General features: G+C 67.7%; 6 protein-coding genes, 1 tRNA gene and 1 pseudogene. 2 read left to right on the top strand and 6 right to left on the bottom strand.

The features are described from left to right. Window positions 1–11 precede the first annotated feature (11 nt). Complete coding sequence (locus tag ABF821_RS04425; protein ID WP_415529170.1) at window positions 12–872, bottom strand: AAA family ATPase; 861 nt, start codon at window positions 870–872, stop codon at window positions 12–14. Here ABF821_RS04425 and ABF821_RS04420 point away from each other — a divergent pair. Both ABF821_RS04420 and ABF821_RS04415 read left to right on the top strand, forming a co-directional pair. After that, window positions 778–1095 (top strand): VapE domain-containing protein, encoded by a 318-nt coding sequence (locus tag ABF821_RS04420; protein WP_415529169.1) that lies wholly within the window; start codon window positions 778–780, stop codon window positions 1093–1095. The genes ABF821_RS04425 and ABF821_RS04420 overlap by 95 nt on opposite strands. After that, window positions 1031–1372 (top strand): annotated as a pseudogene (locus ABF821_RS04415) (tyrosine-type recombinase/integrase); the annotation flags it as partial. The gene ABF821_RS04420 and the pseudogene ABF821_RS04415, both read left to right, overlap by 65 nt. Before the next feature lie 211 nt (window positions 1373–1583). Here the strand turns inward: ABF821_RS04415 and ABF821_RS04410 are convergent. The 5 genes from ABF821_RS04410 to infA all read right to left on the bottom strand — a co-directional run bounded on the left by ABF821_RS04410 (window position 1584) and on the right by infA (window position 3895). Then, window positions 1584–1659: transfer RNA gene (locus ABF821_RS04410), tRNA-Phe, on the bottom strand. 59 nt (window positions 1660–1718) lie between these two features. After that, entirely contained in the window at window positions 1719–1949 is a 231-nt protein-coding gene (locus ABF821_RS04405) for a DNA gyrase inhibitor YacG (protein WP_415529168.1), read from the bottom strand. Continuing rightward, window positions 1942–3057 carry a ribonuclease E/G gene (locus ABF821_RS04400; RefSeq protein ID WP_415529167.1) on the bottom strand — a complete coding sequence of 372 codons (1116 nt, stop codon included), beginning with the start codon at window positions 3055–3057 and terminating at the stop codon, window positions 1942–1944. The genes ABF821_RS04405 and ABF821_RS04400 overlap by 8 nt, the downstream gene beginning before the upstream one ends. After that, the gene (locus tag ABF821_RS04395; protein WP_415529166.1) at window positions 3054–3665 is read right to left on the bottom strand and encodes a Maf family protein; all 612 of its coding nucleotides are present in this window, start codon (window positions 3663–3665) and stop codon (window positions 3054–3056) included. The genes ABF821_RS04400 and ABF821_RS04395 overlap by 4 nt, the downstream gene beginning before the upstream one ends. A gap of 11 nt (window positions 3666–3676) precedes the next feature. After that, window positions 3677–3895 (bottom strand): translation initiation factor IF-1, encoded by a 219-nt coding sequence (gene infA, locus ABF821_RS04390; protein WP_003622234.1) that lies wholly within the window; start codon window positions 3893–3895, stop codon window positions 3677–3679. Window positions 3896–4049 lie beyond the last annotated feature (154 nt).

The raw sequence follows: 4049 nt of genomic DNA, 5'->3' as shown, positions 1-4049 counted from the left end.
CTGATAGAGAATCACAAACGATTCCAATGATTCAAGATGTTCTTGGACGGACACTGAGGATCGACACCGATTACTTCCCCTTGCTGGCCGTTGACCCGCCCCGCCGCCCGATCGTTCCGGGTGAACTGCACACAATCACCCGCACGGAGTTCGATTGGCTCGGCGGTGAATACCTGGGACTGCGTGGCGCCCCATTGGCGCAGACGCCAGTCGATGCGTCGTCCGTCACTCGCCACCAACGTCACGGCCGCCTTTTCCGTGTCGATGCCGGCCACGGTATAGGCATCCCGCCGGGATACTCCCTTATTGGCATAATCCTTCGTAAAACGGACGACATCGCCGATCGCGTAACTACTCGCCTCCTTCGCCTCGGTGCGGGTCATGTCCTTGGCCACGAGACGCGACAACTCGACCGTCGGCCCATGCAGTGCGCCCGCCTCGGCCAGCTTCTCACGGATTTTTCCGGTCAGGATGTCGCGTCCGTCACGCGACGGCTCGATAACCAGGGCGCGTTTGCGGGCTTTCCCGTCCAGCGCCGCGAAATCCCGCGCCATCTGCTCGAACCGTGCTTCCCGTCCTTCATGCTCGACGACATGCCCGCCACCCGAATCAAGGGCCGCCAGGGCTTTCTTCGCATCGCCGGCAAGGCTGGCATCCACCGCCGCGTGCGCCTGCTCGTTAGTCTGGCGAAGAATTTGGGTGAGATGGGCGGTCTCCATGCCCGCCTGCTGAAGCTGCTCGAAGGCCGCGCCGGCCTCGATCGAACCGAGTTGTGCCGTGTCGCCGACGAGCAACACGCGCGCCCGATGGGTTTCCGCCAGTGCCAGCAGCTTCGCGGTGTCGCGTGCCGAGACCAGTGACGCCTCGTCCACGATCCAGAGCTGGTCGGCAGCGGTGTCCTACTACCTCGGGGCCGAACACACGCCCTACACGGCCGGAATCGGGCGCATGTTCCTGATTGCCATGGTGGCCCGCGTCTTCAAGCCGGGATGCAAGGCCGACTACATGATGGTGCTGGAAGGCAAGCAGGGTGCTGCTCTACACCGGCCAGCGCCGGAGCGATATCGTGCGGCTGGGGCCGGGCCATTTGTATGACGGCCTGCTGACCTTCACCCAGGTGAAGAACGGGCGCAGCAAACCCGTAACCCTGACCCTGCCCATGGTGCCGGATCTGGCGCGGATCATCGCCGCGACGCCGGGCGCGGGCGCCGGGCAGGCATTTCTTCTGTCGGAGCGCGGCACGCCCTACACGGCGGAGAGCTTCGGCAACAAATTCCGTGAATGGTGCAACGAAGCCGGACTGCCTCATTGCGCGTCGCATGGCCTGCGTAGGGCAGCGGCCAAGCGCCTGGCTGAACTGGGTTGCTCCACCCACGAAATCGCGGCTGTGACCGGTCATCGCTCGCTCAAGGAAGTGCAGCGATACACCCTCGGCGCGGATCAGAAGCGGCTGGCGCAAAGCGCACTGGCCCGGCTTCAGGCAGCAGATCGTAAGGGCGAAATGTCCCACTTAGGCGAAGATGCCGTGCAGTGGGGCAAAAACAGCCCGCAACCTATTGAAATTGAAGGGAAAAGAAAATGCGTGGTGCCCAAGGGCGGAATCGAACCACCGACACTGCGATTTTCAGTCGCATGCTCTACCAACTGAGCTACTTGGGCACCGGGCCGTGACCGGCGCGGGCGGTGCGATCGGGATCGTGCCGCCGTGGGGGTGTGATCTATCCCACCTCTTCGTCGGGATCAACCCGTCTCGGATCGTTTTCGTCGAAGTTTTGTCCGCCGCCGCTCTGGTCGGGCACGCGGTAGCTTTCCGTGAACCACCGACCCAGGTCGATGTCGCTGCATCGCTTTGAGCAGAAAGGGCGAAACGCCGTCTCGCCCGGCCGGCCGCAGATCGGGCAGGGGGGCAGGCGTGCGGGGGTGGAAGCCGGTATGTCGGGATCAGCCATGGTCGAGCGTCCAGCTCAGAGGGGACAGGGACGGGTCCAGCCGCCAGACGGGCTGGTGCCCGGACAGTTGGGCCGCATCGGCGACGGCACCGGGATCGTGCTCCAGCGCGTGGGCCAGATCGGCGCCCACGCGCAGGCCCGGTGCCCGGCCCGGCTGGCCGGTGACCTGGCGCGACCAGTCATCGAGCATCCGCAGCATCCGGCCCGGTGCGTCGCCAAGCAACGCATGCAGCGGCGGGCGGATGCGCGGGCGCATGATTTCGGCCAGGCCCAGGGCGCTGAAGCCGAGGAAGCGCGGGCGCAGCGGGTCCCGTGCCAGAGCGGCCTCGATCGTCTCATGCAGGGCCGGGCGCTTGCGGATGGCCAGCCCCGCGACGTCGATCACGATCGCGCCGGAGAGATTGCGCAGGCGGATCTGGTGCAGCAGGGCCGGCAGGGCATCGCGATTGGCGGCGAACTGCGCCGTCTGCTTGGCGCGCCGGTCGCTGCTGGCGGTGCCGCCATCCATGTCGATGGCAACCAGCGCCGGGGTGGGGGTGATGGTGGCCCGCATACCCCCCGGCAGCACGACTGAGGGTTCGGCCAGCGCGGCGCAGGCGGCCTCGGTCTCGGCGTCGAAAGCATGGCGTTCGCGCTGAATCCGTGGGCGCAGCCCGGCGGGCAGGCGGGCGGCGAGGGCAGCATCGTCGATGACGATCGGCGCGTCGGGCCACGCGGTGGCCAGAGCGTCCAGCGGCGTCGGGCCGCGTGCCAGCAGGGCGGGCGGGCCGGCGAGGCTCTGGCCCTCTGGCAGAGAAAGGCCGGTGGCGGACAGGCGCGCGCCTTTGCCGTCCTGCGGGGCGCGTACGATCCGTACCAGCACCGGGTCGCCCTCAGCCAGCGGGCCGGGGGCTGCCGAGTCGGGCAGGAAGCCGGACGTGCCGTCGGCAAGGTCGATGAAGGTGCCGCCCATGGCTGCCAGCCGTGCGCCGGCGCGGCCGCGATGCAGGTCGCCCACGCCGTCCGGCCAGCCCGGTCGCCACAGGGCATAGTCGCACAGGCCGGCGTCGTCGGTGACCGCGATGCGGATCTCGCCCGGCGCGCTGGCGGCGAGGATCCGCGCCGTCACGGCAGCCAGGCCCCCTTCTGGCCGCGCAGCAACTGCGCGACCTCGAACAGAGGCAGGCCGATCACGGCGGAGGGCGAGCCCGATACGAAGCGGATATGCGACGCCGCATGGCCTTGCAGGGCATAGCCCCCGGCCTTGCCCTCCCAGTCGCCGGCATCGAGCAGCGCCTTGATCTGCTGGTCCGTCAGCCGGGCGAAGGTGACGGTGCTGACGACCGTGCGTTCGCTGGCCCGCCCTTCGGCCCACGCGGCGGTCGGGCGCAGGGCAATGGCGGTCAGCACGCTGTGGCGTCGGCCGGACAGCAGGGAGAGGCAGCGCCGCGCGGTGTCGCGGTCCTCGGCCTTGGGCAGGATGCGCCGGCCCAGCGCGACCACCGTATCGGCACCCAGCACCAGGGCGGGTTCGTCGAGCATCGCCGCGACATGCGCCGCCTTCTCCCGCGCCAGACGTTCGGCGTAGGGGCGGGGCAATTCGCCGGCAAGGGGCTGTTCGTCGAGATCGGCGGCGACGATCCGCCGGGGCACCAGTCCGATCTGCGCCAGCAGGTCGCGCCGGCGAGGCGAAGCGGAAGCCAGGATCAGCCCTGGTTCCGTGGCACTGTCGGACACAGGATGGTGCCTTACTTGAAGCGGAACGTGATGCGACCCTTGGAGAGATCGTACGGGGTCATTTCGACGTTCACCCGGTCGCCGGCCAGCACGCGGATACGGTTCTTGCGCATCTTGCCGCTGGTGTGGGCCAGGATCATGTGCTCGTTATCGAGCTTCACGCGGAACATGGCATTGGGCAGCAGTTCGGTGACCGTACCGCTGAATTCGATCATGTCTTCTTTCGACATTGTATCCTTCGATCGTGCTGGTTGGCCGGCATCGGGCCGGAAGTCGGGAAGCAGGCATGGACGCTGGGCCGCCCTATTGGGGGCGGCCCCCCCGCCGGCGGGTGGGAATAACCCCCGGTTTTTGCTGTGGGGGTTAAAACAAAAAAGCAAGCCC

Source organism: Gluconacetobacter sp., from assembly GCF_047721585.1.
Taxonomy (GTDB): Bacteria; Pseudomonadota; Alphaproteobacteria; order Acetobacterales; family Acetobacteraceae; genus Gluconacetobacter; species Gluconacetobacter dulcium.
Note: the sequence above shows the minus strand (reverse complement) of the source record. Positions and strands in the feature narration are given on the sequence as shown.